General features: G+C 68.8%; 26 protein-coding genes and 1 pseudogene. 15 read left to right on the top strand and 12 right to left on the bottom strand.

Translation table 11 applies throughout. From position 1 onward, the window contains the following. Positions 1 to 50 precede the first annotated feature (50 nt). The 3 genes from LRR16_RS23795 (at position 51) to LRR16_RS23785 (ending at position 2,005) form a co-directional block, all read left to right on the top strand. A complete protein-coding gene (locus LRR16_RS23795; RefSeq protein ID WP_064577406.1) occupies positions 51 to 494 on the top strand; it encodes a glyoxalase/bleomycin resistance/extradiol dioxygenase family protein in 444 nt (147 codons plus the stop codon). A gap of 100 nt (positions 495 to 594) precedes the next feature. Next, positions 595 to 1,341, top strand: coding sequence for a 16S rRNA (uracil(1498)-N(3))-methyltransferase (locus LRR16_RS23790; RefSeq protein ID WP_006579400.1), 747 nt, complete (start codon positions 595 to 597; stop codon positions 1,339 to 1,341). Between the two features lie 91 nt (positions 1,342 to 1,432). Beyond that, positions 1,433 to 2,005 (top strand): YidB family protein, encoded by a 573-nt coding sequence (locus tag LRR16_RS23785; RefSeq protein WP_232207292.1) that lies wholly within the window; start codon positions 1,433 to 1,435, stop codon positions 2,003 to 2,005. Positions 2,006 to 2,104: 99 nt separating this feature from the next. Here LRR16_RS23785 and LRR16_RS23780 read toward each other — a convergent pair whose 3' ends face one another. The 3 genes from LRR16_RS23780 to LRR16_RS23770 all read right to left on the bottom strand — a co-directional run bounded on the left by LRR16_RS23780 (position 2,105) and on the right by LRR16_RS23770 (position 5,763). Beyond that, the gene (locus tag LRR16_RS23780; protein WP_006579293.1) at positions 2,105 to 2,713 is read right to left on the bottom strand and encodes a barstar family protein; all 609 of its coding nucleotides are present in this window, start codon (positions 2,711 to 2,713) and stop codon (positions 2,105 to 2,107) included. Next, entirely contained in the window at positions 2,710 to 3,060 is a 351-nt protein-coding gene (locus LRR16_RS23775; RefSeq protein ID WP_052511364.1) for a ribonuclease domain-containing protein, read from the bottom strand. Before LRR16_RS23775 ends, LRR16_RS23780 begins: the two co-directional genes overlap by 4 nt. 354 nt (positions 3,061 to 3,414) lie before the next feature. Beyond that, on the bottom strand, positions 3,415 to 5,763 hold the full coding sequence (locus LRR16_RS23770) for an NADP-dependent malic enzyme (protein ID WP_043439473.1): 2,349 nt from the start codon (positions 5,761 to 5,763) through the stop codon (positions 3,415 to 3,417). Positions 5,764 to 6,074: 311 nt separating this feature from the next. Here LRR16_RS23770 and thiL point away from each other — a divergent pair, with 311 nt between their 5' ends. From thiL to LRR16_RS23755, 3 genes are all read left to right on the top strand, one after another. After that, positions 6,075 to 7,088 carry a thiamine-phosphate kinase gene (thiL, locus tag LRR16_RS23765; protein WP_232207291.1) on the top strand — a complete coding sequence of 338 codons (1,014 nt, stop codon included), beginning with the start codon at positions 6,075 to 6,077 and terminating at the stop codon, positions 7,086 to 7,088. Positions 7,089 to 7,227: 139 nt separating this feature from the next. Then, positions 7,228 to 7,794, top strand: a complete 567-nt coding sequence (locus tag LRR16_RS23760; protein ID WP_006577339.1) for a phosphatidylglycerophosphatase A — start codon at positions 7,228 to 7,230, stop codon at positions 7,792 to 7,794. 61 nt (positions 7,795 to 7,855) lie between these two features. Then, positions 7,856 to 8,353, top strand: a complete 498-nt coding sequence (locus tag LRR16_RS23755; protein ID WP_006577338.1) for a CinA family protein — start codon at positions 7,856 to 7,858, stop codon at positions 8,351 to 8,353. Between the two features lie 24 nt (positions 8,354 to 8,377). Here LRR16_RS23755 and pyrF read toward each other — a convergent pair whose 3' ends face one another. Next, positions 8,378 to 9,220, bottom strand: a complete 843-nt coding sequence (pyrF, locus tag LRR16_RS23750) for an orotidine-5'-phosphate decarboxylase (protein WP_232207290.1) — start codon at positions 9,218 to 9,220, stop codon at positions 8,378 to 8,380. A 208-nt stretch (positions 9,221 to 9,428) separates the two neighbouring features. On the opposite strand from pyrF, the gene LRR16_RS23745 reads away from it, so the two are divergent. Together LRR16_RS23745 and corA are read left to right on the top strand one after the other, a co-directional pair. After that, positions 9,429 to 10,325 carry a DMT family transporter gene (locus LRR16_RS23745; protein WP_064577387.1) on the top strand — a complete coding sequence of 299 codons (897 nt, stop codon included), beginning with the start codon at positions 9,429 to 9,431 and terminating at the stop codon, positions 10,323 to 10,325. A gap of 502 nt (positions 10,326 to 10,827) precedes the next feature. Beyond that, positions 10,828 to 11,790: a magnesium/cobalt transporter CorA gene (gene corA / locus LRR16_RS23740; protein WP_006577335.1), complete on the top strand. Its 963-nt coding sequence runs from the start codon at positions 10,828 to 10,830 to the stop codon at positions 11,788 to 11,790. 44 nt (positions 11,791 to 11,834) lie between these two features. Here corA and mtgA read toward each other — a convergent pair whose 3' ends face one another. The 8 genes from mtgA to mpl all read right to left on the bottom strand — a co-directional run bounded on the left by mtgA (position 11,835) and on the right by mpl (position 20,488). Continuing rightward, on the bottom strand, positions 11,835 to 12,536 hold the full coding sequence (gene mtgA, locus LRR16_RS23735) for a monofunctional biosynthetic peptidoglycan transglycosylase (RefSeq protein ID WP_064577416.1): 702 nt from the start codon (positions 12,534 to 12,536) through the stop codon (positions 11,835 to 11,837). A 180-nt stretch (positions 12,537 to 12,716) separates the two neighbouring features. Beyond that, complete coding sequence (gene aroE / locus LRR16_RS23730; RefSeq protein WP_232207296.1) at positions 12,717 to 13,601, bottom strand: shikimate dehydrogenase; 885 nt, start codon at positions 13,599 to 13,601, stop codon at positions 12,717 to 12,719. An 81-nt stretch (positions 13,602 to 13,682) separates the two neighbouring features. After that, entirely contained in the window at positions 13,683 to 14,552 is an 870-nt protein-coding gene (locus LRR16_RS23725; RefSeq protein WP_006577332.1) for an energy transducer TonB, read from the bottom strand. 60 nt (positions 14,553 to 14,612) lie between these two features. Continuing rightward, positions 14,613 to 16,775 carry a ribonuclease catalytic domain-containing protein gene (locus tag LRR16_RS23720; protein ID WP_232207289.1) on the bottom strand — a complete coding sequence of 721 codons (2,163 nt, stop codon included), beginning with the start codon at positions 16,773 to 16,775 and terminating at the stop codon, positions 14,613 to 14,615. Between the two features lie 230 nt (positions 16,776 to 17,005). Continuing rightward, on the bottom strand, positions 17,006 to 17,755 hold the full coding sequence (fabG, locus tag LRR16_RS23715; RefSeq protein ID WP_064577384.1) for a 3-oxoacyl-ACP reductase FabG: 750 nt from the start codon (positions 17,753 to 17,755) through the stop codon (positions 17,006 to 17,008). A gap of 66 nt (positions 17,756 to 17,821) precedes the next feature. Further along, entirely contained in the window at positions 17,822 to 18,448 is a 627-nt protein-coding gene (locus LRR16_RS23710; RefSeq protein ID WP_064577383.1) for a chorismate lyase, read from the bottom strand. Next, entirely contained in the window at positions 18,441 to 19,082 is a 642-nt protein-coding gene (locus LRR16_RS23705; protein WP_006577328.1) for a YqiA/YcfP family alpha/beta fold hydrolase, read from the bottom strand. The genes LRR16_RS23710 and LRR16_RS23705 overlap by 8 nt, the downstream gene beginning before the upstream one ends. Positions 19,083 to 19,096: 14 nt before the next feature. Further along, positions 19,097 to 20,488, bottom strand: coding sequence for a UDP-N-acetylmuramate:L-alanyl-gamma-D-glutamyl-meso-diaminopimelate ligase (mpl, locus tag LRR16_RS23700; RefSeq protein WP_232207288.1), 1,392 nt, complete (start codon positions 20,486 to 20,488; stop codon positions 19,097 to 19,099). 241 nt (positions 20,489 to 20,729) lie between these two features. Here mpl and LRR16_RS23695 point away from each other — a divergent pair, with 241 nt between their 5' ends. The 7 genes and pseudogenes from LRR16_RS23695 to LRR16_RS23665 all read left to right on the top strand — a co-directional run. Then, on the top strand, positions 20,730 to 21,440 hold the full coding sequence (locus tag LRR16_RS23695; protein WP_232207287.1) for a UDP-N-acetylmuramate--alanine ligase: 711 nt from the start codon (positions 20,730 to 20,732) through the stop codon (positions 21,438 to 21,440). Positions 21,441 to 21,505: 65 nt separating this feature from the next. Then, positions 21,506 to 22,084 (top strand): TlpA disulfide reductase family protein, encoded by a 579-nt coding sequence (locus tag LRR16_RS23690; protein WP_064577380.1) that lies wholly within the window; start codon positions 21,506 to 21,508, stop codon positions 22,082 to 22,084. Positions 22,085 to 22,329: 245 nt separating this feature from the next. Next, on the top strand, positions 22,330 to 22,809 hold the full coding sequence (gene aroQ, locus LRR16_RS23685) for a type II 3-dehydroquinate dehydratase (protein WP_043442635.1): 480 nt from the start codon (positions 22,330 to 22,332) through the stop codon (positions 22,807 to 22,809). A 172-nt stretch (positions 22,810 to 22,981) separates the two neighbouring features. Beyond that, positions 22,982 to 23,443 carry an acetyl-CoA carboxylase biotin carboxyl carrier protein gene (gene accB / locus LRR16_RS23680; RefSeq protein WP_064577379.1) on the top strand — a complete coding sequence of 154 codons (462 nt, stop codon included), beginning with the start codon at positions 22,982 to 22,984 and terminating at the stop codon, positions 23,441 to 23,443. Positions 23,444 to 23,597: 154 nt separating this feature from the next. Continuing rightward, complete coding sequence (gene accC / locus LRR16_RS23675) at positions 23,598 to 24,965, top strand: acetyl-CoA carboxylase biotin carboxylase subunit (protein WP_006579042.1); 1,368 nt, start codon at positions 23,598 to 23,600, stop codon at positions 24,963 to 24,965. Between the two features lie 119 nt (positions 24,966 to 25,084). After that, positions 25,085 to 25,996 carry a 50S ribosomal protein L11 methyltransferase gene (gene prmA / locus LRR16_RS23670; RefSeq protein WP_232207286.1) on the top strand — a complete coding sequence of 304 codons (912 nt, stop codon included), beginning with the start codon at positions 25,085 to 25,087 and terminating at the stop codon, positions 25,994 to 25,996. Next, a pseudogene (locus LRR16_RS23665) lies at positions 25,980 to 26,367 on the top strand (hypothetical protein); the annotation flags it as partial. The gene prmA and the pseudogene LRR16_RS23665, both read left to right, overlap by 17 nt.

Here is a 26,367-nt window from a genome sequence, read left to right as displayed (position 1 = left end):
CACCGTGGAGCCCGGCGGCCACGCCGCACGGAATCCGGGAGGACACGATCATGACCAAACCTGCCAACACGCCCTGGCTGATTCCCTACCTGACGGTCGGCGACGCACGCCGCGCGCTCGACTTCTACAGCCGCGCCTTCGGCTTCGTGCCCGGCAATGTGGTCGACGAGAACGGCGTGCCGACCCATGCCGAGATGCACTACCACGGCGAGCTGGTCGTGATGTTCGCCCCCGAGGGCGCCTGGGGCAGCACCGCCCGCACGCCGCGCTCGACCGGCTTCGAGTGCCCGCAGACCTTCTACCTGTACTGCGACGATGTCGACACGATGCATGCGCGCGCGGTGGCGGCCGGCGCGATCAGCCTGATGGCCCCGGGCGACCAGTTCTGGGGCGACCGCTATTGCATGGTCGAGGACCTCGACGGCTACCGGTGGGGCTTCGCACGGCCGCTGGACCAGGCTGTCGCCGCCGCCACCGGCTCGCAGGCCGCCTGACCGTCCGATGCCGGGCCCGCTGCCGCGACGGCGCGCATGACACCCATGTCGCGCCCGCCGCGGCGGGCCCTCCCCGCCTGACCGATTTCCCCTGGATTCGATGCCACCGCGCTTTTACGTCGATCAACCGCTTGCCGCCGATACCCTGCTGCCGCTTCCCGAGGCGGTGGTCCGCCATGTTCAGGTGCTGCGCCTGCATCCTGGCGAACCGATCACGCTGTTCGACGGACGCGGCGGCAGCCATGCCGCGACGCTGGTCGACATCGGCAAGCGCAGCGCGACCGCGCAGGTCGGCGCGCGCGACGCCGCCGAATGCGAGCTGCCGTTCCGCGTCACGCTGGCCCAGGGCATTGCCGGCGGCGACAAGATGGACTGGCTGATCGAGAAGGCAGTCGAGCTCGGCGTCGGCGCGATCCAGCCGCTGCAGACCGCGCGCGCGGTGGTGCGGCTCAGCGGCGAACGTGCGCAGAAGCGCCACGCACACTGGCAGGCGCTGGTCACCGCGGCCTGCGAACAATGCGGGCGCAACCGCTTGCCGGCGGTATCGCCGGTGGCTAACTTGGAGTCGTGGCTGGCGGCGATCCCGGCCGATGCGGGACAGCGGCTGCTGGTATCGCCGCGCGCCGAATCGACGCTGGTGGCGCTGGCCCAGGCGCACCGTGACGAATGGATTGCCGGCGGCGTCACGTTGCTGATCGGCCCCGAAGGCGGACTGTCGCCCGAGGAAGAACGCGCCGCGCTGGCGCAAGGTTTCACGGCGGTGTCGCTCGGACCGCGCATCCTGCGCACCGAGACCGCCGGTCTGGCCTGCCTGGCCGCGCTCAATGCGCTGCTGGGCGGATTCTGACGGCACCGCGCCGTCGACCGCTATCGACCGAGCCGGTCCGCAGCATGGCACCGGCCGGTCCGATAAATGAATCAACAACAAGGAGCTGAAGATGGGACTGCTCGATAGTGTGCTTGGCGGCGTGCTCGGCCAAACCAACCCGGCGCAGGCCGGCGAATCCGGCCAGTCCGGCATGAATCCGAAGATGATGCTGGCGCTCGGCCTGCTGGCGATGCTGGCGATGCGCGGCCGTCAAGGCGGCGCGGAAGCGACGCAGGATCCGGGCGGCATGGCCGGCGGCCTGGGCGGCATCCTCGGCGGGCTGGCCGGTGGCGGTGGCGGACTCGATCTCGGCTCGCTGCTGGGCGGCTTGATCGGCGGCCAGGGCGGCGCGGCCGGCGAAGCGCAGACGATCGGCGCGGCGGCCGGCGGCATCGGCGCGCTGCAGCAGATCCTGGCGCAGGCGGGCCTGGGCGAGCAGGTGTCCTCGTGGATCGGCACCGGCCCCAATCAGCCGGTATCGCCGTCGTCGCTGGCCGAGGCGCTGCAGGGCACCGGCGCGCTCGACACGCTGTCGTCGAGCACCGGCCTGTCGCGCGACGATGTCGCGGTGCAGCTCAGCGCCGGCCTGCCGGAGCTGATCGACCAGCTGACGCCGCAGGGCCAGGTGCCGCCGGCGGCCTGATCGGCCTTGGGAAGTGCCGGGACGGCGGCCGCGCCGCTGTCCACGCAAAAAGGCCCGCCGATTGGCGGGCCTTTTCCTTGTGCGGCGGGATCAGTGCGCTCAGGCGAACGAGTAGAACACGCGGAACTGCACGCGGCGCTCGGCCCAGAATTCGGCGGCGTCGCGGAACACGTCAAGCAGCGTCTCGCGCGCTTCCTTGTCGAACTTCTGCGCGCAGGGCAGGCCCTCGAGCACGATGACGAAACCGGGCTGCACGCCGGCCTTGTGAATCATGTCGGTCAGGCAATCGGCCAGCGCATCGAAGTTCTTGCCGAAATGCTTCGGGAACAGGAAGGCGGTGGCGATCGTTTCCAGCACCTCGCCCTTGGTCGTGCAATGGGCGCAATTGGCGTAGAGAAAATGCTGGCCGAGGTCGGCTGCCGCCTGTGCCAGCTCGGGCACGCGGAAGGCGCGGATCGACTGGACGATATTGGGTCGCACGGTCTTGAACAGGTTCAGCGCGGCCTCTCTGCCGCAGGCCACTTCGGCATTGCCGTCCTGCGGCGACGCCGGCGGCAGTTTATTGTGCGCGACCTCGTAGCGGGGCATCATCAGCACACTGTCATAAAGGTTCTGGGCATGTTGTTGAGCCCGCTGCCAGCCATCTCCGGCGCCGCGCTCTTCGCGGGCGGCAAGGGCGTCGCCCAGTCCGAAAATGTCAGTCATCATCTGATTATCCGTTTGAAGCTGTTGTAGTGGTCTTCCGTGTAATAGCAGTCGTTGGCGGCCCGTTGTTCGCCGCCACAGACGATTCGCTTCGCCCCCCGATTGCGGCTGCCTGGACGGGCAACCGTGTATTCACGGTAATAGCCGCGCGGCCGCCGAGGCAGGATCCGCTCGTAGTTGCCGAACCGCGAGCCATCCTTCGCGTACGGATACGGCCCTCCGGCCTCGATGCGCTGCAGCGTCTGCTGTGCCTCGTTGGGCAACTGCTGCACTGCAATGGTTCCCAGCGTATCCGGCAGCACCTGCGCGGACTGCTTCGCCTGGGCCGGCTGCGCCAGCGTGGCCGCCATGGCCAGCGCCGCGAGCGTATGCAGGGCGCCGCGCGCAACCCGTTGGAGCGAAGGCTGGACCCGTAGCAGGATCTTGTCGGAGCGCGATGCGCGTTGCGGCAAAGAAGTCGGGGAACCCACGTTGTCTGGTCTGGTGGCGCAGCAATCCAACGCCAAGCGCGGTCGACGGATCGCCTGCATCGAAGGCGCTAGGTTACGCGCAAGCGGTTAAATAATCAATCCCCGCGCGCCGGCCACGCCGAAAACCTGAATTGTTTCAAGGCGTTAATGGAATGTATGCGCACACTAACTGCCCCTGAAGAGTAATAAAAAAGCCGGGGCATGCCCCGGCTCCTGCACTCGACTGGCGAGGTCTTACCGCTTCGCCGCCGCGTCCACCACCACCAGCGACGTCATGTTGACGATGCGGCGGACGGTAGCCGACGGCGTCAGGATATGCACCGGCGCGTTGACGCCCAGCAGGATCGGGCCGATCGCGACGTTGTTGCCGGCGGCCGTCTTCAGCAGGTTGTAGGCGATATTGGCGGCATCGATGTTCGGGCACACCAGCAGGTTCGCTTCGCCCTTGAGCGTGCCGTCCGGCACCAGCTGGTCGCGCAGCTTCTGGTCCAGCGCGCAGTCGCCGTGCATCTCGCCGTCGACCTCCAGCTCCGGCGCGCGCTCGCGCAGGATCGCCAGCGTTTCGCGCATCTTCTGCGCGGACGGCGCTTCCGACGAGCCGAAGTTCGAATGCGACAGCAGCGCGATCTTGGGCTCGATGCCGAAGCGCTTGAGCTCCTCGGCGGCCATGATCGTGATCTCGGCCAGTTGCGGCGCGCTCGGATCGACGTTGACGTGGGTGTCTACCAGGAAGATCTGGCGGCCCGGCAGCACCAGGCCGTTCATCGCCGCATAGACCTCGTTGGTGCCGCCCAGCACCTGGTCGATATAGCGCAGATGCGCGGCGGTATTGCTGACGGTGCCGCAGATCATGCCGTCGGCCTCGCCCTTGTGCACCAGCATCGCGCCGATCAGCGTGGTGCGGCGGCGCATCTCGAGCTTGGCGTACTGCGGCGTCACGCCCTGGCGGGCCATCATCCGGTAGTAGGTGTCGGAGTAGTCGCGGAAGCGCTCGTCGTGCTCGGGGTTGACCACGGTGAAGTCGACGCCCATGCGCAGGCGCAGGCCGAAGCGTTCGATGCGGTGCGTCAGCACGGCCGGCCGGCCGATCAGGATCGGGTTGGCCAGCTTCTCGTCGACGATCACCTGCACCGCGCGCAGCACGCGCTCTTCCTCGCCCTCGGCGAACACGATGCGCTTCTTCTCCATCGCGACCTTGCGGGCGGCCGCGTAGATCGGCTTCATCAGCGTGCCCGAGTGGTAGACGAACTGCTGCAGCTGCAGCTTGTACGCGTCCATGTCCTCGATCGGGCGGGTCGCCACGCCGGAGTCCATCGCCGCCTGCGCCACCGCCGGCGCGACCTTGACGATCAGGCGCGGATCGAAGGGCTTCGGAATCAGGTATTCGGGGCCGAACGACAGATCCTGGATGCCGTAGGCCGTCGCCACGATATCGCTCTGCTCCTGCCGCGCCAGCTCGGCGACGGCGTGCGCGGCGGCGATTTCCATCTGCTTGGTGATGGTCGTCGCGCCCACGTCCAGCGCGCCGCGGAAGATGAACGGGAAGCAAAGGACGTTGTTGACCTGGTTCGGATAGTCGGTGCGGCCGGTGGCGATCACCGCGTCGGGCCGCACTTCCTTGACCTGCTCCGGCATGATTTCCGGATTCGGGTTGGCCAGCGCCAGCACCAGCGGGCGGTCGGCCATCCGCTGCACCATGTCCTGCTTGAGCACGCCGGCGGCCGACAGGCCCAGGAAGATGTCGGCGCCGTCGATGACCTCGGCCAGCTTGCGCTTGTCGGTCTTCTGCGCGAAGCGCGCCTTCTCCGGATCCATCAGCTCGGTGCGGCCCTCGTAGACCACGCCCGCCAGGTCCGTGACCCAGATGTTGGACAGCGGCAGGCCGAGATCAACGAGCAGATCCAGGCAGGCCAGCGCTGCCGCGCCCGCGCCCGAGGCGACCAGCTTGACGTCCTTGATGTCCTTGCCGACCACGCGCAGGCCGTTGATGACCGCCGCGCCGACCACGATCGCGGTGCCGTGCTGGTCGTCGTGGAAGACGGGAATCTTCATCCGCTCGCGCAGCTTGCGCTCGACGTAGAAGCATTCCGGCGCCTTGATGTCCTCGAGGTTGATGCCGCCGAAGGTCGGCTCCAGCGAGGCGATGATCTCGACCAGCTTTTCCGGGTCCTTCTCGTCGATCTCGATATCGAACACGTCGATGCCGGCAAACTTCTTGAACAGGCCTGCCTTGCCTTCCATCACCGGCTTCGAGGCCGCCGGACCGATGTCGCCCAGGCCGAGCACCGCGGTGCCGTTGGTGACCACGCCGACCAGATTGCCGCGCGCGGTGTAGCGGAAGGAATTGGCCGGATCGGCGACGATCTCCTCGCAAGCGGCCGCGACGCCCGGCGAATAGGCCAGCGCCAGGTCGCGCTGGTTCGACAGCGGCTTGGTCGGCGTGACCGAGATCTTGCCCGGGGTCGGAAACTCGTGATATTCGAGGGCGGCTTTGCGCAGCGCCTCGCGCTGCTGCTGTTTCAGCTCGTCTTGCGAGATTGCCTGCGAGTTCGGCTGTGAATCGGGCTGCGAAGGACTGGTCATCGGCGCATCTTCCGGTCTGTGGAGCCGTGTTTGACGAAGCGGAAAGCGGTGGGAACACACCCTCGCGGGCCGGCTCCACCTGCCCGCTGTCTCCTGATCGAGCCCCGCATTTTATATTGTGAAATTTTATTTCACAATAAGCGTTTTGCGAGAGGCACCTTTGCGTTTCGGTACAATATGCCGGATGCGGAGGGCACTGACCAGCCGCGCATGCCGTCCGAGGCGTCGTCCGGCGGCCCCGTCACAAGACACCCAGGACTCTCCCGCCTTCTTGCCGCGCCCGCCGGGCGGGTTGCCGAGCCGACTCCAGCATGCCTCCGACCGACCGCGACCCCGCCGCGCAACCTTCCACGCATCCATCCGCGCAGCTTTCCGAATTTGAACTGATCCGCCGCTATTTCACCCGGCCTGCCCGCAAGGCGGTGCTCGGCGTCGGCGACGACTGCGCGCTGCTGGACCCGCGCCCGGGACATCTGCTGGCGGTCAGCACCGACATGCTGGTCAGCGGCCGTCATTTCTTCCCCGACGTGCCGCCGCGCGCGCTGGGCCACAAGGCGCTTGCCGTCAATCTGTCCGATCTCGCCGCGATGGGCGCCGAGCCGCGCGCCTTCACGCTGGCGCTGGCGTTGCCCGAGGCCGAGCCGGCGTGGCTGGCCGAGCTTGCCGCCGGCATGCTGGAACTGGCCGACGCGCATGGCTGCGAACTGGTCGGCGGCGACACCACGCGCGGCCCGCTGACGCTGTCGCTGACCGTGTTCGGCGACGTGCCGCGCGCCAGCGCGCTGCGCCGCGACGCGGCCCGGCCGGGGGACGACATCTGGATCTCCGGCACGCTCGGCGATGCACGGCTGGCGCTCGGCGACTGCCGCGGCGAATGGCTGCTGCCCGAGCCCGACTTCACGCTGGTGCGTCCGCGCATGGACACGCCGACGCCGCGCGTGGCGCTGGGCATGGCGCTGCGCGGGCTGGCCCATGCGGCGCTCGATATCTCGGACGGCCTGATCGGCGATCTCGGCCACATCCTGGAGCGGTCGCAGGCCGGCGCACTGGTCGACGTCGACGCGCTGCCGCGCTCGGAGGTATTGGCCGGCCAGCCGCGCGACTGCCAGCTCGAATGCGTGCTGGCCGGCGGCGACGACTACGAGCTGTGCTTCACCGCCCCGGCCGGCGCGCGCGAGGCGCTGGCGGCCCTGGCCGAGCGGCTGGCGCTGCCGCTGACCCGGGTCGGCACGATCACGGCCGAGCCGGGGCTGCGCCTGGTCGATGCCGGTGGCGAACCCGTCTCCTTCCAGGCCAGAAGCTTCGATCATTTCGCCAACCCCTGACAGCGGGACGGCGGCATGTCATGATGCCGCCATGCGGCGGAGCGCCGCGCCCGGCGGCAGCCTGCCGCGCTTGCCGCGCGGATAGGCCGACGAGCCCCGGCCCGCTCCGACCGCGATAACAAACGAGCCAGATACCTTGATGTCCGCCTACCCTCCCGGTTCGGCGTCGACCGATCCCGCGATGACGCTGGAGGCCGGTCAGACCGCCAAGATCCTGCGCCCGACGGCGCGCTTCATGCTGTCCCATCCCGCGCATTTCATTGCGCTGGGCTTCGGTTCCGGCCTGTCGCCGGTGATGCCCGGCACGGTCGGCACCCTGTACGGGTGGCTGTCCTTCGTCGTCATTTCGCTGTGGGTGCAGCCATCCGCCTGGCTATGGATCATCGGCGGCGGCTTCCTGCTGGGCCTGTGGGCCTGCGCACGGACCGCGCGCGCGATGGGCGTGCACGATCACGGCAGCATGGTGTGGGACGAGATCGTGGCGTTCTGGCTGGTGCTGGCCTTCGTGATGCCGACCGGTTTCTGGGGCCAGTTCGCCGCCTTCCTGTGGTTCCGGCTGTTCGACATGGCCAAACCCGCGCCGATCGCCTATTACGACCGCACGCTGAAGGGCCCGGGACTGCGCGGCGGCTTCGGCGTGATGTTCGACGATCTGGTCGCGGCGTTCTACACGCTGCTGGTGTTCGCGCTGTGGCGCTCGTTCTGAGCGCATCCGCGCCGCCGCATCCGCACCGCATCGATTCCCCGCCAGCACGAGAGCCGTCATCATGTCCATCAGCCGCTTGCTCGACCAGCTTGCCGTCCAGGCCGGCATTGCCCTCAAGGAAAAATCGCTGATGGTCGCCACCGCCGAGTCCTGTACCGGCGGCCTGGTGGCGGCCGCGATCACCGACGTCGCGGGTTCGTCCGGCTGGTTCGAACGCGGCTTCGTGACCTACTCGAACGAGGCCAAGAGCACCATGCTCGGCGTGCCGGCCAAGCTGATCCGCGATTACGGCGCGGTCAGCGAGGAAGTCGCCCACGCGATGGCCGAGGGCGCCCTGCTCAACAGCCGCGCCCAGGTGGCGCTGTCGATCACCGGCGTCGCCGGTCCGACCGGCGGCACCCCGGAGAAGCCGGTCGGCATGGTGTGCTTCGGCTGGAGCAACCGCATCGTGACCCGGGTCGAGACCCAGCGCTTCAAGGGCGACCGCCAGCAGATCCGCCGCCAGGCCGCCGAGCATGCGATGCGCGGCCTGCTCGATCTGGTACGCAACGAGGCCTGAGCGCCTTGGCGCCCGGCCGCCCGTTCAGCCCTGGCGGAAGCGGTTGATCGTATCGCGCGTCTGCAGCGCGGCGCGGCGGGCCGCGGCGGCGAAGTCCTTCTCGCGGCTGGCGTACAGGATCGCCCGCGACGAATTGATCATCATGCCGGTGCCGTCGGCGCTGCGGCCGGCCTTGACGGTGGCCTCGATGTCGCCACCCTGGGCGCCGATGCCCGGAATCAGCAGCGGCATGTCGCCGACCAGCTCGCGCACCTTGGCGATCTCGTTGGGGAACGTCGCGCCGACCACCAGCCCCATCTGCCCGGTGGTATTCCACCGCGCCGCGGCCTGCTCGGCGACCAGCTGATAGATCGGCTTGCCCGCGACCTGCAGGAACTGCACGTCGGAGCCGCCCGGATTCGACGTCCGGCACAGCACGATGACGCCGCGCTCCGGATAGGCCAGATACGGCTCGACCGAATCGAATCCCATGTACGGACTGACCGTGACCGCATCGGCCTGGTAGCGCTCGAACGCCTCGATCGCGTAGTGCTGCGCGGTCGAGCCGATGTCGCCGCGCTTGGCGTCGAGGATCACCGGGATGCCGGGGTGCGCGTCGTGGATATAGTGGATCAGCTGCTCGAGCTGGTCCTCGGCGCGCTGCGAGGCAAAGTAGGCGATCTGCGGCTTGAAGGCGCAGACCAGGTCGGCGGTGGCGTCGACGATCTCGCGGCAGAAGGAAAAGATCGCGCCGCCGGCGCCGGTCAGCGACAGCGGCAGCTTGCCCGGGTCCGGATCGAGCCCGACGCACAGCAGCGAATCGTTGCGCCGCCACGCCTGGGTCAGCTGTTCGGTGAACGGGACGGGAGGAACGGAAGGACGGGTCATGGATCGCTCGAATGCGTGGCGTCGGGGCCCGGGATGGGCCGCGGCGGACCGTTGGCCATCGTGCCGGCACGCGCAGGCAATCGCGGTGGCCGTCGACGGGCGGGTCGTTGCCGGCAATTTTACCCGTTGCATGCTATCTTCCTTGCGCTTTTCCGACAGACGAAACCAATAGAAAGAGCGGTAACGCACCCGTAGCCGCCTGCCCTCCATGACTCTCGATCGCCGCAACATTGCCCTGCTCGTCGCCCTGACGCTCGCCTGGGGCGTCAACTGGCCCGTGATGAAGATCGGCGTGGCCCATTTCCCGCCGCTCGGTTTCCGCCTGCTGTGCATGGCCGGCGGCCTGGTCGCGCTGGGGCTGGCGCTGCGTGCCAAGGGCATCCCGCTGACGGTGCCGCGCGAGGCCTGGGGCACGGTCTTCAAGCTGGCGCTGCCCAATATGGTGATCTGGCACCTGCTGGCGATCGGCGCGGTCAAGATGCTGTCGTCCGGCCGCGCCGCGATCCTGGGCTACACGATGCCGATCTGGGCGGTGGTCTGGGGGCTGCTGCTGTTTCGCGAGCGGATTTCCGGCTGGGCCTGGGTCGGCATCGGCTGCGCGCTGGCCGGCACGCTGCTGCTGATGTCGAGCGAGTTCGGCGCGCTGACCGGCAGCCCGACCGGCACCGTGATGATGCTGGCGGCCGCCGCCGGCTGGGGCTACGGTACCCAGCTGATGAAGCGCACCCCCGTCGATATCCCGCTCGGCACGCTGACCTTCTGGATGCTGGCCGTCGCGCTGCCCTTCCTGCTGATCGGCACGATGCTGTTCGAGGACGGCTGGCGCATGCCGAACGCGATCGAATGGGCGGCGATCCTGTACAACGCGGTGGTCGTGTTCGCCTTCTGCCATCTGGTCTGGTTCGCGCTGGCCCGTTCGCTGCCGCCGGTGGTGTCGAGCCTGTCGATCATGTTCATCCCGGTGGTCGGCGTGTTCTCGGGCATGTGGCTGCTGGGCGAGCAGCCGCACTGGCAGGACTACGCCGCCATCGTGCTGATGTTCGCCGCGCTGGCCTCGGTGCTGCTGGTGCCGTTGCTGCTGCCGCGGCTGCGCCGGCGCGCCTGAGGCAACGCCCGCCTGATCCCGGGACGCGGTGACGCTTCATCCAGATTTCACTTAACAAACGCGGTCGCGTTGGGCTACACTCGCGGCCATCCATAATCCCGGAGAAATTACGTGGGCAGTAGCATCGGGTGTTCGAGTTGCCGCGGCAAAGCCGCGACCTCTACGAATGCCATGTCACTGCGGGCTGCGTAACGACGAACCCGTCCGGACCATGCTGGTCGGACGCTCGCCGAACCCGCCCGCAGCACACTGCGGGCGAGTGTTTTTTCCGTACTGCCACCGGCGGCCATCGTTTCAACAGGCCCGCCGCGTTGTTGCGGACTTCCCTCACCCGGCTTGCCAGCCATCAACGGCAAACGCCATCGCCTTGCGCGGCCCGTCCGCGCAGCGCGATCACGCTTGCCTTCGAGCCCGCCGTTCGCCGCCGCGAAGGGTGCGGCCCGGCCGTGCCGCAAGCCTGCCTGCCGCTTTTCTTCATCGCACGGCATAAGGAATACCGGGGATGATCAATCTGTTCGTCCTGCAGAAAGGCCGGCTCGCCCAGGAGCAGGTCGACGACCGCAACGAGTTGCTGCAGCACAAGCCCATCTGGATCGATGTCGTCAGCCCCGACGACGAGGAACTGGACTGGATCAAGGAAGCCTACGGCGTGGCCCTGCCCGAGCTCGAGGACCTCGGCGACCTCGAAGCCTCGGCCCGTTATTTCGAGGGCGAGGATGAAAACATCCATATCCGCACCGACTTCCTGCTGGACGAGGACGAGGTCTCGCGCAACGTGCGCGTGGCCTTCGTGCTGACGCGCGACGTGCTGTTCTCCATCCACGACGAGGACCTGCCGGTGTTCCGGCTGGTGCGGCTGCGCGCGCGCATGCGCCCGGGCTCGGTGCGCAACGCCAAGGACGTGCTGATGGATCTGTACGCGACCGACGCCGAATACTCGGCGGACTCGATCGAGGAGATCTACGAACGGCTGGAGGACGCCAGCAAGCGCGTGCTGGCCGAGAACGTGACCGATGCCGCCGCGGCCGACGTGCTCGAGACCATCGCCCGCGAGGAAGACCGCAACGGCCGCATCCGCCGCAACGTGATGGACACCCGGCGCGCGCTGTCCTTCCTGATGCGCAGCCAGCTGCTGTCCGCCGAGCAGCAGGACGAGGCGCGCCAGATCCTGCGCGACATCGACTCGATCGAGAACCACACCGCGTTCCTGTTCGACAAGATCAACTTCCTGATGGACGCGACGGTCGGTTTCATCAACATCAACCAGAACAAGATCATCAAGCTGTTCTCGGTGGTGTCGGTGGCGCTGATGCCGCCGACCCTGATCGCCAGCGTCTACGGCATGAACTTCAAGGTGATGCCCGAGCTCGACTGGGCCGCCGGCTATCCGTGGGCGATCGCGCTGATGGCGGTATCGGCGGCGATTCCGCTGATCTACTTCCGCCGCAAGGGCTGGCTCAGCTGACGCGGCTCAGCTGACGCGAGCGGGGCGCCACGGGCCGGACCGCATCAGTCCGGCAGCGTGGCCGACCCCATCCGGCGCGCGATGATGCCGGCCTTGGCGCGGAAGTTGACGCGCACATGCGCGCAGTACTGCTTCTTGTCGAAGCATTTTGGCGCCGGCAGCGCCGCCGCCAGCCGCGCCGCCTGGCCCACGCTCAGGCGAGCGGCGCTGGTCTTGAAGTAGTGGCGCGCGGCCGCCTCGGCGCCGAACACGCCCTCGCCCCACTCGACCGAGTTCAGATAGATCTCGTAGATGCGCTGCTTGTCGAGCCAGAACTCCAGCATCCAGGTGATCAAGAGCTCCTGCCCCTTGCGCAGGTAATGCTGCTCCGGCGACAGGAACAGGTTCTTGGCCAGCTGCTGCGTGATGGTCGACCCGCCTCGCACGATATGGCCGCGCTTCTTGTTGCGCTCCCAGGCCTCGAGCATCGCGTCGAAGTCGTAGCCCGGGTGATTGACGAAGTCGGCGTCCTCGCTGGCGATCACGGCCCGCTTCAGATTGCGCGAAATGTCGGCATACGGCACCCACTGCCGCTCGATGCCGCAGCTCCAGACGTTCCAGCCGCACAGGCGCCAACGCTCGGCGCGCATGAATGACGTCGGGCCGGGATCGACGACCTGCCACGCCGCGATCTGCAGGAAGAAATAGACCTGCATCGCGACCACGCCGGCCAGCACGCTGCCCGCCAGCCAGGCGAGCCAGCGCAGCGGGGAGGAAGCGCCCGCGCGCGCGGACGCGGCGGCGGCACGGGAACGGATGGCGCGTTTGCGTTGGGCCAAGGCGGAACTCGCGTCGGTCGGTCGGCGAAAGTGGGCGAAATCGGCGAAATCGGGCGAAAAAGCCGAACAAGCAAAAGACGAAATGACGGCAGGCGAAAGGCGCGGCAATCAGCGTCCGGCCTGCGCTTCCTGCTGCAGCAGCGCCCGCAGTTCGTCGAGCACCGGCGCGGTGTCCGGATGCACGCCGCGCCAGAGATAGAAGGCCTGCGCCGCCTGCTCGACCAGCATGCCGAGACCGTCGGCGGTACGCGCGCCCTGCGCGGCCGCATAGCGCAGGAACACGGTCGGCTCGGCGCCGTACATCATGTCGTAGGCGAGCACGCCGTCGCCGAGCAGCGCCTCGGGTACCGGCGGCACCTCGCCCTGCAGGCTGCCGGCGGTCGCGTTGATCACCACCTCGCAGCCGTCCTCCTCCGACAGCCCGGCCAGCGCATCGAAGCCACCGCCCCACAGTTCGACGCCGGCCTCGCCGGCCGCCTCGGCAAAGTTCTCCAGCATCTCGCTGGCGCGATCGGCCGTGCGGTTGGCCACCACGATGCGGTCGGGCCGGCAATCGATCAGCGGCAGCATCGCGCCCATCGCCGCGCCGCCGGCGCCCAGCAGCAGGATGCGGCGGCCTTCGAGCTCGACGCCGAGGCGATCGACGATATCGCGCACCAGGCCGACGCCGTCGGTGTTGTCCCCGTGCAGCAGGCCGTCCTCCATCCACAGCGTGTTGACCGCGCCGGCGGCCTCGGCGCCGGGCGTCAGCCGGTCGGCCAGTTCGAAGGCCTGCACCTTGAACGGCGTCGTCACGTTCAGGCCCTGGCCGCCCTCGGCGAAGAACTGGCGCACGGTGCCGGCAAACCCGTCCAGCGGCGCCAGCAGCCGTTCATAGCTGAGCGCCTGCGCGGTCTGGCGCGCGAAGGCGGCGTGGATCTGTGGCGAGCGGCTGTGCGCGATCGGGTTGCCGACCACGGCATAGCGGTCCACGGCGAGGTCTGCGTTGGGCATCTGGGTAGGCGTAGTCATTTCAATCTGCTGACAAGGCGCGATCGGGCTTGCGGTCCGCGATCCGAGTCATTTAGCGGCCATTTAGCGGGATTGCAGCCGGGTTTCCAGCCCGCTGCGCGAGAACTTGAACGTCGAAATCACTTCGAGAATATCGTAGCGGGCTCGCATCTCCGGCGAGAACTCGCCGAACGGCGCCGCTGCGCGCACGATCGCGATGGCCTGGCGGTCCAGCGCCGCGTTGCCCGAGCTCTTGACCAGCTCGACGCCGTCGACGCGATAGCCGCCGCGCTCGTAGCCGAGCCGGCCATGGCGGTCGACGTTGATCGCCACGATCAGCTCGCCATACAGCGGCTGGCCGCCACGGCGCGGAAAGTCGGCGGTGCCGCGCGCCTCGATCGTCTTGCGCAGGCGGTCGTAGTAGCGGGCGTAGACGACCTGCTGGGCGCTGGTCGCGGTGATCTGGTGGCGCTTGGGCCGGCGCGCGTAGTGTTCCAGATTGCGGCCGATTTCGGCCTCCAGCCGCGCCATCTCGTCGAGCGAATCGTGCTCGTCCTGCCCGCGCGCCGGCGTATCGAGACGGCGCTCGCCCGGACGCAGCGGCTGGCTGTGGACCGGCGGCGCGCTCTCGCGCAGCTGCGTCATCAGCCGCTGCTGGCGCGCTTCGAGCAGATCGACGCGGCGCTGCACCTGGCGCACCAGATCGCCCTCACGCGGCACCGGCTGCGACGGCAGCGGGGTCGTGGCGCGCTGCTGCTGATGGTCGCCGCCGCCGTCGAGATCGGCCTGGGCCAGCGCGGCCGGCTTGAGCGGCTGCTGGCCCGACTTGGCATTGACCAGCACCACGTCGAGCGCGGTATCGCTGCGCTTGATCTCGAAGGCCTCCGGCGCGCCGAATCGCACCGCCAGCAGCAGCGCATGGACGGCCAGCGAGATCGCGACGGCCCTGGCCATCGTGCTGCTGCCTTGCCACCACTGGCGGAAAGCGCGACGGAGGTTCACGGCGGGCCGGGATCAGGAGGCAGCGGGACCGCCGTTGCCGGCGCTCTTGGCAGCGCCGTCGCGTCCATCGGCGCTGTCGTCGGCGCTGTCGTCGGGGATGGCTTCGGCCGGCGGTTCGGCACCGGCACCGTCCACCGTCTCCGGCACCGTCTCGGCGCCCTGCTCGGCGGCCTCCTGCGCGATCTGCTCGGCCGCGACCTCGGCGGCGGCTTCGGCGGAGACCTCGGCCGATTCCTCGTCGCCTTCGAGTTCTTCGGCGGGCAGCTCGCCCTCGCCGGCAAACACTTCCAGCACCCGGCAGCTGACTTCCAGCGTCAGCTCGTCGGTGCCGGCGATCTCGAGCAGCACCTGCGTGCCGCGCGCGGCCTGCGCGAGTTCGGGCACGCGCGTGACCAGCGGGATCTCGGCAAAGCGCACCGCGCCGTCCTTGAGCACGGTCGCCATCATGCGCTCACGCTTCTCCTGCGCGAGCCAGCGCAGGCACCAGTAACGCTCCATCGTCGACTGGTGCTCGGCATAGGCGGCATAGGTGCCTTCGAAATCGGCGACCGCGGCCAGCAGGTCAGCGTCCTTGGGCTTGAACGGCGCCACCAGCTTGGCGGTGATCCCGTGCTGGGCCGCCGCGATGATCTGCCATTGATTGACCAGATCGACATAGCGGCGCAGCGGCGACGTGCTCCACGCATACTGCGCGACGCCCAGGCCTTCATGCGGTGCCGGATAGGTCTGCATGCGGGTCCGGTGCATGCCCCAGGCCTTCTGCGTGCGGTAGATGCCCGGCACGCCGTGGTCGGCCAGCAGCTTGCCCCAGGTGCTGTTGGCCAGGATCATCAGCTCGGCGACGATCTTGTCCAGCGGCGAGCCGCGCTTGCGCTGCTCGATGCGCACGCGCTGGCTGCCGTCGTCCTGCTCGTCCAGATAGAAGCTGTAGTCGGCGCGGCTGTGCGATTCGGGCCGCAGGCCGCTGGCGACGCGCGCGCGCTGGCGCTCGTCGTAGAGGAAATTGGCAAAGCCCCACAGCGCGGTCAGCGCGTCGCGGAACGGATAGTCGCCGCTGCCTTCGGTCAGCGCGGCCTCGGTCACCACCTCGTCGAGCAGGTTGTGGCGCAGATTGGCGGCGATCTGGACCATCTCGGCGCGCGTCTCGCTGGCAAGGATCTGCTGCGCCGCCGGGTCGTAGATCACGTACAGCGACAGCGCCGGGCACTGCCGCCCTTCCTGCAACGTGTAGCGCTCGACCACCGCATCGGGCAGCATCGTGATCTTGTCGCCGGGGAAGTAGACCGTCGACAGCCGCTGCCGCGCGATCGCATCGAGCGGATCGCCGCGGCGGATGCCCAGCCCCGGCGCCGCGATATGGATGCCGATGCGCAGGCGCCCCTCGTCCAGCGGCATCACCGACAGCGCGTCGTCGATCTCGGTGGTGGTGACGTCGTCGATCGAGAACGCCTGGACCGGCGCCAGCGGCAGGTCGCCAGCAGGCTCGGGCACCGTGACCTCCGGGAAGCCGGTGCCCTTGGGGAAGCATTCCGACAGGAAGCGGGCCTCGTGCAGCGCGCGCGCGTTCGGCACGCCGCCGACCTCGATCATCAGCCGCATCGGCGACTTGCCAAGCGCGGTGCAGGCGGCATCGAGCGCCTTGTATTCGAGGCTGTTCTTGTCGGGCTTGAACAGCAGCGTCAGCACCTTGCCACGGAACGCCTCGGGCAGCGTGCCTGCCTTCAGCTGCTGTTCGTATTCGGCCTGCATCAGCGCCTGCTGGCGCTTGCGCTCGAGCCCGGCCAGCGCCGCCTTCAGCTGGTCCTCGGGCGCGCGCTGGTAGCGGCCCCGGCCCTTGCGGCGGAAGTAGACCGGATTGCCGTGCAGCGCCATCGCCAGCGCCGCCTGCTGCGCGGGGCTGGCCGTCGCGCCGTAGTACTCGGCGGCCAGTTCGGTGAAGCCGAACTCCTGCTCGGGGGCGCATTCCCACAGGAAATCGAGGTCGATGTCGCCGGTCAGCGCCGCGGTCTGCGACAGCAGCTCGGCCGCGCTCGGCTGCGCAAACTGCAGCAGCACGTCGCGCGACTTGACCTTGGTGCGCTTGCCCGCGGGCAATTCGACCTGATAGGCCTCGCCTTGCTGGTTCAGCACGGTACCGGCGCGGATCTCGCCGCCTTCCTCGAACAACAACTGCATGGGATCGGGTCTTTCAGATATGCCGGAAACCGGGCGTCGGCAAGGCGCGCTGCCCGCCTCGGAAATGGATAAGCGTCACCGCCCGGCGCATGCCGGGCGGGGGGGTCGTCGGCCGCGCACGCGGCGGCGGCCGGTCGTCAATGATACCGTACCGGGCTCGCGCGGCCGCCTGCCCGGCCACGCAATAAAACGTGTCGGCGGCGCCGGGCGAGCGACGCAGAATCGCGCCCTCAGATCGACATGCCGCCGCTGGCCTCAATCGCGGTGCCGTTGATATAGCTGGCGTCGTCGCTGGCAAGGAAGGCGTAGATGCTGGCGATCTCGTCGGGCTCGGCCAGCCGGCCCAGCCAGCAGGCCTGCTTCATGCCGTCGAGCACCTTGTCGGGTACCGTCTGCAGGATCTCGGTGGCGACGAAGCCCGGACAGACCGCATTGACGCGCACGCCCTTGGGCCCGAGCTCGCGCGCCCAGGTCTTGGTGAAGCCGACCACGCCGAACTTGCTGGCCGCGTAATTGGTCTGGCCGAAATTGCCGTACAGGCCGACCACGCTGGAGGCGTTCAGGATCACGCCGCGGCCCTGCTCGATCATCGGACCGGCGACGGCCTGCGCGCAATGGAACACGCCCTTCAGGTTGACGTCGATCACCGCGTCGAACTGGGCCTCGGTCATTTTGACCAGCCGCGCGTCCTTGGTGATGCCGGCATTGTTGACCAGGATGTCGATCCGCCCGTGCTCGGCCAGCGTCGCCGCGACCATCGCGTCGACCTGCTCACGCTGCGTCACGTCGACCTGGTGCGCGCGGACGGCGGCGCCGTTCGGGCCAACGTCGGCCAGTTGCGCGGCGGCCTCCCGCACGCGCTCGGCGTTGACGTCGCACAGGATCACGATGGCGCCCTCGGCGGCGAAGCGCCGCGCGGTCGCAAAGCCGATGCCGGCGGCGGCGCCGGTGACGATGGCAATCCGTCCCTGAAGTTTCATCGTAGTGTTCTCGTGGTAGTGGGGTTGGCTGTCGTTATCGTTTTTTGTCCCGGCGCGCCGCCGCGTCTACCGCGGCGGACGCATCGGCACCGGCATGCCGGTCGCGGTGCGCGGCGCGGGCCGCGTGGCGAGGTCGGGCAGGAACACCTCGGTCACCAGCATCACGCCGGCGCCACGCCGGAACACCGAACGCCGCGCCGGCAACATCATCGCCGCCAGCTCGTCGCCGAACCCGGGCAGCGCGCGGCGCAGCCGCTGCGCCAGCGGATGATGCGGCAGCAGGCGGGCGAATTCGAACGGATCGCGGCGCACGCGCGGGTCGACGAACAGCGCGCCGCCCAGCGGCCGGTCGCCCAGTCCGCCAAGAAATGGCCAGTCGCGGCGCGCATGGCGCGGGTGGACGATGGTGTGGCCGAACACGGCCGGGGTGTTGTCGCAGACAAGCAGCACATCGCGGGCGATCACCGGCAGCGGCGCGCCCAGGCCCAAGGTGTGCCATTCGTCGGCCAGCGGACGCTCCATCCGCTGCGACAGCTTGCTGACGCGAAAGCGCGACGAGGCGCTGATCAGCCGCGCGGTCAGCGAACCTTCGCCGGTGATCCAGCGGCGCAGGTTGGCGCCCAGCGCCGCATCGAACGGCAGATGCCCGCTCCAGGCACAGCGGCGCACGCGCGCCGCGCAAACGTCAGGCATCGGCGCCGTCCTTGCCGCCTGGCCTTTTTCCGTTCTCCTTGCCACCGTCCGCGGTGTTGCCGTAGCCGCAGAAGTCCAGCACCTCGTCGACATAGTCGGCGAACTCGCTGATGCCGTGGTCGCTGCCTTCGATCACGCGGATGCGCGCGCCAGGGCAGGATGCCACCATCTCGCGGTAATCGAGCACCTCGTCGCCGGTCGCGGCGATCAAATAGAAACGTTCCGGATGGCGCAGCGTGTCGACGCGCAGGTCCAGCAGTTCCTGCAGATGACGGCGCTCGACCTTGACCGAACCGCCGCCATGCCACAGCGGCTGCTCGCCGAGGTGGCGCTCGAGATCGGTCCACGGATGCACGGCGGGGTTCAGCAGCACCGTGGGGCAGCCGTGCCGCTCGCCGAGCCAACGCGCGTAGTAGCCGCCGAGCGAGGAGCCGACGACGGCGAGCGGCCGATCGCTGGATTGGCGGGCCGCGGCGATCGCGGCCTCGGCCTGCTCGATCGCCCGAGCCGGCGACACATCCAGCATCGGGCAGGCGTAGTAGCGGCCAAGGCCGCGCTCGCGCAGGCGCTGCTGCACCAGTTGCGCCTTGAACGAGCGCGGTGACGAACGGAATCCGTGCAGATACAACAGCATCGGCGCCGCTCCGCTCAGCCCCTGGCCGGCGCCGCCAGCGCGTCCAGCAGCTTCTGATGGACGCCGCCGAAGCCGCCGTTGCTCATCACCAGCACATGGTCGCCCGGCCGCGCGGCGGCACGCACCGCCGCGACCAGCGCCTCCAGGTCGTCGAAGGCCGCGGCGCGCTCGCCCAGCGGCGCCAGCGACTCGGCCAGGTCCCATCCCAGCGCGTCCTTGCCGCTGGGCGCGCCATAGCCGAACACCAGGTCGGCCAGCTCCAGGCTGGCGGGCAGCTGCGCCTTCATCACGCCGAGCTTCATGGTATTGGAGCGCGGCTCCAGCACCGCGAGGATGCGCGACGCGCCGACGCGCCGGCGCAGGCCGTCGAGCGTGGTCTGGATCGCGGTCGGATGGTGGGCAAAGTCGTCGTAGACGGTGACGCCGCCGGCCACGCCACGCACTTCCATGCGGCGCTTGACGTTGGCGAAGCGGCTCAGCGCATCGATCGCCTGCGCGGGCGGCACGCCGACATGGCGGGCGGCCGCGATCGCCGCCAGCGCGTTCATGCGGTTGTGCACGCCCTGCAGCGTCCATTGCACGCGGCCGACCACGGTCTCGCCGTGCCAGACGTCGAAGGCATCCAGCCCCGGGTTCGCCGCGGCAGCCTCGGCGGCATCGCTGGCGCGCCAGTCGCCGGTACCGAACTGTTCGACCTCGCTCCAGCAGCCGCGCTCGAGCACACGCGCCAGGCTCTCTTCCAGGCCATTGACCAGCAGCCGCCCCTGGCGCGGCACCGTGCGCACCAGATGATGGAACTGGGTCTCGATCGCGGCAAGATCGGGGAAGATGTCGGCGTGATCGAACTCCAGATTGTTCAGGATCGCGGTGCGCGGCCGGTAGTGGACGAACTTGCTGCGCTTGTCGAAGAAGGCCGTGTCGTACTCGTCGGCCTCGATCACGAAGAAGTCCGACGGCGTGACGCGCGCGGACACGCCGAAGTTCTGCGGCACGCCGCCGACCAGGAAGCCGGGCTCGTAGCCGGCGTCCTGCAGGATCCACGCCAGCATCGAGGTCGTCGTGGTCTTGCCATGCGTGCCGGCCACCGCCAGCACCCACTTGCCGCGCAGCACATGTTCGCCGAGCCATTGCGGGCCGGACACATAGGGCAGGTTGCGGTCCAGGATCGCTTCCATCAGCGGATTGCCGCGCGAGACCACGTTGCCGATCACGAACAGATCCGGCTCCAGCGACAGCTGGGCCGGATCGAAGCCCTCGATCAATTCGATCCCCTGGGCCTCGAGCTGCGTGCTCATCGGCGGATAGACATTGGCGTCGCAGCCGGTGACGCGGTGACCGGCCTGCTTGGCCAGCACGGCAAGGCCGCCCATGAAGGTGCCGCAGATACCGAGGATATGAATATGCATGGGGATCGGTGAACAGCCGGATGGAAAGCGAGGGTTGATGGCGCGAGCCCGCGGCGAAGGCCCTTGCGGGCTCGACGGCGGCTTGACGATGGCTTGACGGTGGCGCGTCGGCGGGCAGCGATGTCCGGCCTCGATGGCGCAGTGGACAGGGTCATCGGCGCGACCGCACCGTGCCGCAGTGCCGCAGTGCCGCATTGTACCGTGCGAGCCGGGCCTCGGCGGCAGCGGGTATCATCGTGGGATGTCACGACGTACCTCCATCGATCCGGCGCGCCTGCGCAACGAGATCGCCCAAGCTGCCGCCCGGATGATCGCCGAGGATGGCGCCGACTACGCCACCGCCAAGCGCAAGGCCGCCCGCCAGCTGCTGGGCGACGTGCGCATCGCCGGCGACTGGCTGCCCGACAACGAGATGGTCGAGGACGAGGTCCGCGCCTATCAGGCGCTGTTCCATGCCGACAGCCAGCCGCGCATCGTCGCGCTGCTGCGCCGCGTGGCGCTGCTGGCGATGCAGGATCTGGCCGGTTTCCGCCCCTATCTGGCGGGCGCCGTGCTCAACGGCACCGCCACCGAGCACTCCGACATCCACCTTCAATGCTTCTGCGACAGCCCCAAGGACGTCGCGCTGCATCTGCTCAATGCCGGCGTCGACTTCGAGACCAGCGAGACGCGGCACTTCGCCAACAAGGGCGAGGTCGAGACGCTGAGCTTCCTGTGGCGCGGCCAATGGCCGGCGCAGCGCGAGGCGCGCCTGCTGGCCGGCGAGGTGCGCGCCGAACTTGGCGCACCGGTCGGCATTCATATTGCGCTGTACGACGCCAATGACGAACGCGGCGCGCGCGGCGAGGCCGGGGGCCGGCCGCTGCGGATCGACGAGGACGCCTTGCGCACGTTGCTCTCGGCGGATGAGGCAGCCGCGGACGACAGGACTGCCGACGGCGACACCATCTAAATAGAAATGGCGCCAATAGCGCAGCAAACCGGCGCCAACATTCCTCTTCCCTGCTCGAGGCCTTCATGAAAGCCGATTCGTCGACCTCCACCACCCCGCCTTCCGCACCGCAACCGGCGCGGCGCGGCCGTCTGCTGTTCTGGCTGGCGATCGCCGTCGCCGCCGCGATCGCCGGCGCGGTCGTCGGTAGCCGCGTCTTCTCGCCGCAGCCGGCCAGCGACCAGGCCGTCGAGGCGCTGTACCGCATCGAGCTGCCGGATGCGGACGGCAAGCCGATCCGGATGGACGCGTTGCGGGGCAAGACCGTGGTCGTCAACTTCTGGGCGCCCTGGTGCGGCCCCTGCGTCGAAGAAATGCCGGACCTGACCGCGCTGCACAAGGAATACCAGTCCCGCGGCGTCGAATTTGTCGGCATCGGCATCGATTCGGCCAGCAATATCCGCGAGTTCGTCCAGAAGGTGCCGGTCGCCTACCCGTTGGCCGTGGCGGGATTCGCCGGCACCGAACTGACCCGCAGCTTCGGCAACGCCGCCGGCGGCCTGCCCTACACGGTGGTGATCGACCCGGAAGGTGTGGTGCGGATGCGCAAGATGGGACGCGTGATGCCCGATGAGCTGCGCGCCGTGCTGCCCAAGGGATCATGAGCCCGGCCTGCCGACGTGTGCGGCCGGCGCGGTTTTGCCGGCTTCTGCGGCGAACCGGCCCGCAATTGTGGCCAAATGGTGCGGCACGCGGCGATTAACGGGTCTGACGCCCTCAAATGCGGTGCATCGTACCCCTCCAAGGCGGGATTCGCGGATCCGCCTTGTACCGTGTGCTAGACAAATCCCTCTAAGCTACGGTAATCTCCGCGCAATTTCGTAGAACTGGTCGAGCTGCCGTGACCGATATCCGTCCAAGCCCTAGCGCCGCCCGCTACCGTCAGGTACTGGTCCTGCATGGACCGAACCTGAACCTGCTGGGCACGCGGGAGCCGCAGACGTATGGCACGACCACGCTGGCCGACATCGATGCCGCGCTCGGGCAGCGCGCTGCCGCCGCGGGCATCGGACTGGCGACGTTCCAGTCGAACCACGAAGGTGCGTTGATCGACCGTATCCATGCCGCGCGCGAGCAGGGTGTGGATTTCATCATCATCAATCCCGCCGCCTACACGCACACCAGCGTGGCGTTGCGCGACGCGCTGGCGGGCGTGTCGATACCGTTCGTCGAAGTGCACCTGTCGAACGTGCATCGCCGCGAGAGCTTCCGCCACCGGTCCTATTTTTCCGATCTGGCGGTCGGCGTGATCTGCGGGCTCGGTTGGCAGGGCTATCTGCTGGCGCTGGACTACGCCCTCGGGCAGGAACAGGCGCCGCCCGGGGCCTGAGCCCCGCGTCGAATCAGAAACAGACACAGTACCCATGGCGCGCGCCGGTGTGCGCGCCCTCGCCGGCTACCCCGCGTGCCCGGCGCGGCGGCGCGATTGCCGGCCGCAACGATTTTCTCCGGGCCCCCGCCATCGCGGCGGTGCCGGACAACCCGATTCAGGAGGATAGAAGATGGACCTGCGCAAGCTGAAGACGCTGATCGACCTGGTGGCCGAATCCGGCATCTCCGAGCTGGAGGTCACCGAGGGCGAAGGCAAGGTGCGCATCGTCAAGGCACCGCCCCAGGTGATGGCCCAGCCGATGCCGATGCAGGCCGCCCCGGCGATCGCCGCCGCGCCGGCACCGGCCGCCGCGCCCGCCGCGATCCCCGCCGAACCGGCCGCGCCCCAGCTGCCCCAGGGCCACGTCGTGACCTCGCCGATGGTCGGCACCTTCTATCGCGCGCCGTCGCCCGGCGCGGCGCCCTTTGTCAACGTCGGCGACACGGTCAAGGAAGGCCAGACCGTCTGCATCATCGAGGCGATGAAGCTGCTCAACGAGATCGAGTCCGACAAGGCAGGCGTGATCAAGGAAATCCTGGTCGAGAACGGCCAGGCAGTCGAATACGGCCAGCCGCTGTTCGTCATCGGCTGATTCTGAGGACGGCACGCCCGGCCCACACGCTGTCCACGCCCGCACGATGCGGGCGTTTCGCGTGGCGGCGTGCGGCACCGGCCGCCGGTCGCGACGCGGCATCCATTGCCCGCCCCCCGGCGTGACCGCCCTTTCCGCTGCGCAGAGAGAGACTATGTTCGAAAAGATACTGATCGCGAACCGCGGCGAAATCGCCCTTCGCATCCAGCGCGCCTGCCGCGAGCTCGGCATCAAGACCGTGGTGGTCTATTCCGAAGCCGACAAGGAGGCCAAGTACGTCAAGCTGGCCGACGAAGCGGTCTGCATCGGCCCGGCCCCCTCCCCCCAGTCGTACCTCAACATGCCCGCCATCATCTCGGCGGCCGAGGTCACCGACGCACAGGCGATCCACCCGGGCTACGGCTTCCTGTCGGAGAACGCCGACTTCGCCGAACGCGTGGAAAAGTCCGGCTTCGTCTTCATCGGCCCGACCCCGGAATGCATCCGGCTGATGGGCGACAAGGTGTCGGCCAAGCAGGCGATGATCAAGTCCGGCGTGCCGTGCGTGCCGGGCTCCGAGGGCGCGCTGCCCGAGGATCCGAAGGAGATCCTGGCCACCGCGCGCCGGGTCGGCTATCCGGTCATCATCAAGGCGGCCGGCGGCGGCGGCGGACGCGGCATGCGCGTGGTGCACACCGAGGCCGCGCTGCTGAACGCCGTCAACATGACGCGCGAGGAAGCGGGCCGCGCGTTCGGCAATCCGGAGGTCTACATGGAGAAATTCCTGGAGAACCCCCGGCATATCGAGATCCAGGTGCTGGCCGACCAGCATCGCCAGGCGATCTGGCTGGGCGAGCGCGACTGCTCGATGCAGCGCCGCCACCAGAAGGTCATCGAGGAAGCGCCGGCTCCGCACATTCCGCGCCGCCTGATCGAGCGGATCGGCGACCGCTGCGCCGATGCCTGCAAGAAGATCGGCTATCGCGGCGCCGGCACGTTCGAATTCCTGTACGAGAACAACGAGTTCTACTTCATCGAGATGAACACGCGCGTGCAGGTCGAGCATCCGGTGACCGAGATGATCACCGGCATCGACATCGTGCAGGAGCAGATCCGCATCGCCTTCGGCGAGAAGCTGCGCTACCGCCAGAAGGACGTGCAGTTCCGCGGCCACGCGATCGAATGCCGCGTGAACGCCGAAGATCCGTTCAAGTTCACGCCGTCGCCGGGCCGCATCACCGCCTGGCACGCGCCGGGCGGCCCCGGCGTGCGGGTCGATTCGCACGCGTATGATGGCTATTTCGTGCCGCCGCACTACGATTCGATGATCGGCAAGCTGATCACCTACGGCGCCACCCGCGAGCAGGCGATCGCCCGCATGCGGATCGCGCTGTCGGAGATGGTGGTCGACGGCATCCAGACCAATGTGCCGCTGCACCGCGAGCTGATGCTCGACGCCAACTTCGTCGAAGGCGGCACCAGCATCCACTATCTGGAGCACCGCCTGGCCCAGAAGAGCGTGGCCAAGGGCGAGAAGGTCTGAGACGGCCCGGACAATCCAGGCAGCAATGGCAGCAATGGCGGTAATGGCAGTAACCGCGGTAACGGCAGTTTGACGGCCGCCCCGCCCACCACGGCAGGCGGCCAGCATGGGGAAAGCGCGTGGCATTTCAGGAATGTGTAATCGAGACTGCCCAGGATCAGGCCGAGGCCTGGTCCGACGCGCTGTTCGAGCTCGGTGCGCTGTCGGTCTCGGTCGAGGACGCGGACGCCGACACGCCCGATGAGCAGCCGCTGTTCGGCGAGCCGGGCATGGAACCGACCCGCCTGGCATGGCAGCACTCGCGGCTGGTCGCACTGTTCGATCAGGACACCGAACCGGCGCTGGTGCTGGCCGCCGCGGCCAACGCGCTGGGCTGCGCGGTACCCGCCAGCGTCGTGCGCAGCGTCGAGGACCAGGACTGGGTGCGGCTGACGCAGTCGCAGTTCGAACCGATCCGGATCGGCGAGCGCATCTGGGTGGTGCCGTCCTGGCACGATGCGCCCGACCCCGACGCCGTCGTGCTGGAGCTCGATCCGGGCCTCGCCTTCGGTACCGGCAGCCATCCGACCACGCGGCTGTGCATGCAGTGGCTGGAGCAGAACCTCAGGCCGGGCGAGACCGTGCTCGACTATGGCTGCGGCTCCGGCATCCTGGCCATCGTCGCCAGGAAGCTCGGCGCCGGCGACACGCTGGGCGTCGATATCGATCCGAACGCCGTCGAGGCCTCGCGCTACAACGCCGAGCGCAACCGCGTCAGCGCGACCTTCGCGCTGCCGGACGAGGCCGCGGCACTGGCTGCCTCCACCGGCACCGCGACCCATGACCTGGTGGTCGCCAATATCCTGTCCAACCCGCTGAAGCTGATGGCCGCGATGCTGAGCGCGCGCGTACGGCCGGGGGGCCGGCTGGTGCTGTCCGGCGTGCTCGAACGGCAGGCCGACGAGGTCGCCGCCGCCTACGCGCCGTGGCTGCCGCTGAGCGTCTGGCGCAGCGACGAAGGCTGGGTCTGTCTGCATGGCACCCGCGCCTGACGCCGACCATCCCGAACTTCCCGAAGACGCCCGGCGCGAGGCCGGGCCGCAGCATGCCGGCCGCGATGCCGGCACGGATACCGGCACCCACGCCAGCCCCGACGCAAACGCCGACACCGGCAACGCGGGCACCAACGCCTGCACCAACGCCGGCACCAACGCCGGCACCAAGCGCAGCCTGAGCGCCGGCGGCTATCTGCGCGCACGGGCCGTCGAATCCAACGAGATCGCACCGAGCGCGATCGCGCGCGAACAGGCGATGCGCCGTTGGCAAGGCGGCGCCGCGCCCGACACCGTTCCCTTCTCCGCCGATCTGTCCGGCACGCCCGAAGAGGCCGCGCTGGCGGCGCGGCGTGCGGCCGCGCGCGGCC

The sequence above is a fragment of the Cupriavidus sp. UGS-1 genome, from assembly GCF_021213615.1.
Lineage (GTDB): Bacteria > Pseudomonadota > Gammaproteobacteria > Burkholderiales > Burkholderiaceae > Cupriavidus.
Note: the sequence above shows the minus strand (reverse complement) of the source record. Positions and strands in the feature narration are given on the sequence as shown.

What these genes read in the sequence shown, in the direction of transcription:
- LRR16_RS23795 (WP_064577406.1), top strand. Translation starts at nt 51, where the DNA reads ATGACCAAACCTGCCAACACGCCCTGGCTGATTCCCTACCTGACGGTC.
- aroE (WP_232207296.1), bottom strand. Translation starts at nt 13,601, where the DNA reads ATGCCCAACGCAGACCTCGCCGTGGACCGCTATGCCGTGGTCGGCAAC.
- mpl (WP_232207288.1), bottom strand. Translation starts at nt 20,488, where the DNA reads ATGCATATTCATATCCTCGGTATCTGCGGCACCTTCATGGGCGGCCTT.
- LRR16_RS23760 (WP_006577339.1), top strand. Translation starts at nt 7,228, where the DNA reads ATGTCCGCCTACCCTCCCGGTTCGGCGTCGACCGATCCCGCGATGACG.
- accB (WP_064577379.1), top strand. Translation starts at nt 22,982, where the DNA reads ATGGACCTGCGCAAGCTGAAGACGCTGATCGACCTGGTGGCCGAATCC.
- LRR16_RS23770 (WP_043439473.1), bottom strand. Translation starts at nt 5,763, where the DNA reads ATGACCAGTCCTTCGCAGCCCGATTCACAGCCGAACTCGCAGGCAATC.
- LRR16_RS23780 (WP_006579293.1), bottom strand. Translation starts at nt 2,713, where the DNA reads ATGATGACTGACATTTTCGGACTGGGCGACGCCCTTGCCGCCCGCGAA.
- LRR16_RS23755 (WP_006577338.1), top strand. Translation starts at nt 7,856, where the DNA reads ATGTCCATCAGCCGCTTGCTCGACCAGCTTGCCGTCCAGGCCGGCATT.
- LRR16_RS23710 (WP_064577383.1), bottom strand. Translation starts at nt 18,448, where the DNA reads ATGCCTGACGTTTGCGCGGCGCGCGTGCGCCGCTGTGCCTGGAGCGGG.
- pyrF (WP_232207290.1), bottom strand. Translation starts at nt 9,220, where the DNA reads ATGACCCGTCCTTCCGTTCCTCCCGTCCCGTTCACCGAACAGCTGACC.
- LRR16_RS23690 (WP_064577380.1), top strand. Translation starts at nt 21,506, where the DNA reads ATGAAAGCCGATTCGTCGACCTCCACCACCCCGCCTTCCGCACCGCAA.
- LRR16_RS23725 (WP_006577332.1), bottom strand. Translation starts at nt 14,552, where the DNA reads ATGGCCAGGGCCGTCGCGATCTCGCTGGCCGTCCATGCGCTGCTGCTG.
- LRR16_RS23745 (WP_064577387.1), top strand. Translation starts at nt 9,429, where the DNA reads ATGACTCTCGATCGCCGCAACATTGCCCTGCTCGTCGCCCTGACGCTC.
- LRR16_RS23790 (WP_006579400.1), top strand. Translation starts at nt 595, where the DNA reads ATGCCACCGCGCTTTTACGTCGATCAACCGCTTGCCGCCGATACCCTG.
- LRR16_RS23775 (WP_052511364.1), bottom strand. Translation starts at nt 3,060, where the DNA reads ATGGCGGCCACGCTGGCGCAGCCGGCCCAGGCGAAGCAGTCCGCGCAG.
- LRR16_RS23785 (WP_232207292.1), top strand. Translation starts at nt 1,433, where the DNA reads ATGGGACTGCTCGATAGTGTGCTTGGCGGCGTGCTCGGCCAAACCAAC.
- LRR16_RS23705 (WP_006577328.1), bottom strand. Translation starts at nt 19,082, where the DNA reads ATGCTGTTGTATCTGCACGGATTCCGTTCGTCACCGCGCTCGTTCAAG.
- accC (WP_006579042.1), top strand. Translation starts at nt 23,598, where the DNA reads ATGTTCGAAAAGATACTGATCGCGAACCGCGGCGAAATCGCCCTTCGC.
- fabG (WP_064577384.1), bottom strand. Translation starts at nt 17,755, where the DNA reads ATGAAACTTCAGGGACGGATTGCCATCGTCACCGGCGCCGCCGCCGGC.
- LRR16_RS23695 (WP_232207287.1), top strand. Translation starts at nt 20,730, where the DNA reads ATGTCACGACGTACCTCCATCGATCCGGCGCGCCTGCGCAACGAGATC.
- thiL (WP_232207291.1), top strand. Translation starts at nt 6,075, where the DNA reads ATGCCTCCGACCGACCGCGACCCCGCCGCGCAACCTTCCACGCATCCA.
- LRR16_RS23720 (WP_232207289.1), bottom strand. Translation starts at nt 16,775, where the DNA reads ATGCAGTTGTTGTTCGAGGAAGGCGGCGAGATCCGCGCCGGTACCGTG.
- corA (WP_006577335.1), top strand. Translation starts at nt 10,828, where the DNA reads ATGATCAATCTGTTCGTCCTGCAGAAAGGCCGGCTCGCCCAGGAGCAG.